Source organism: Microcystis sp. M49636_WE2 (assembly GCF_030065375.1).
Taxonomy (GTDB): domain Bacteria; phylum Cyanobacteriota; class Cyanobacteriia; order Cyanobacteriales; family Microcystaceae; genus Microcystis; species Microcystis aeruginosa_C.
The window spans coordinates 1-1209 of the sequence record NZ_JASJFG010001107.1 but is presented as its reverse complement, the minus strand read 5'-3'; the positions used below and the strand labels follow the sequence as shown (position 1 = coordinate 1209).

Below are 1209 nucleotides of genomic sequence, written 5' to 3'. Positions count from 1 at the left end.
TTTAAAACCCGATGTTTCTAGAGCAATACCGACAAGAAATAACCCCAAAGCTAAACCAATTTTTTGCAAAAGTACCATGAAAGCATAAAAAATACCTTCTCGACGTTTTCCTGTTTCTAATTCGTCTAATTCAATCACATCAGGAACCATTGACCAAGGAATTAAATAGGCCACAGATACGCCAAATCCTGCCAAAACTGCCAAAGTATACATTAAAGTTATTTCTCCTGGTTGGAGCAAAAATAAACCGATTTGGGCAATAATCCAGAATGTCATCCCTAAAAAATAGACTATCTTTTTGTCTAATTTCTGACTAACTGCTTGCCAGAAAAATAACATCACTAAAGCTGTTCCCTGTACTGCTAAAGCGACTAAACCCGATTCTGCTTCCGATAGTCTCATGTAGCTGACAACGTAGTAAACCAAAATCGAGGCGGTTAATTGTACTCCCAACCAAGCACAAAGATAGATGCCAATAACGTATAAAAAGGGACGATTACCAAAAACTATTTTTAATTGTTCTTTCAGGGGAATAGTTTCGGTATTATTATCTGCTTCTCTCTGTTTAATTGCCGCACCATCCCTGAGATGATTTTCAGTTTTACCATAGTAAATATTTAACCCAGAAACTATCCCTTCTATTCCTAATAAAATTGTAGAAATAGCGATAAAATCTCTGGGATTAACCCCAATTTTTCCTACTCCATAGACAAAGGAAAGCGCACCGATAACTATAAAAGCAATTGCCAAAACTTTTTTCCGAGCGGGATTAAGAATCGCTTTTGCTCCTCGTTCTTGTAAAACTAAAGCGCACCAAATAACTGCTATAATCGACATTAAAGCACAAACTACACCTAACAATAAAAAAGCTTTATGGAGATCGTTGGCATAGGAGGATGAGACGAGAATATAGAGAATTAATGAGAGAATGCTACCCCCGATCGAAAAGGCAAAACGAAAACTATTTAAGCGGGTTCTCTCATTATAATCATGAGTTAATTCAGGGGTGAGAGCCTGGTAGGGAAGATTGACTACCGTGTAGGTTAAATTAAAAATAATGCCGATAAAAATATAATATAAAAATAACCATAATTGGTTATTAGTCGGGATTAACCACAGTAAAAAATAGCTAATTCCGAAGGGAATCGACCCCAATAACATCCATGGTAAGCGACGACCCCAGATAGTACGAGTTCGATCGCTCCACAT

The 1209-nt window shown here is 37.1% G+C and carries 1 protein-coding gene; it reads right to left on the bottom strand.

Going from position 1 to position 1209, the window contains the following annotated elements; translation table 11 throughout:
- The coding region (locus tag PX484_RS25550) for an MFS transporter (protein WP_288106255.1) at nucleotides 1-1209 on the bottom strand (1209 nt) is incomplete at both ends.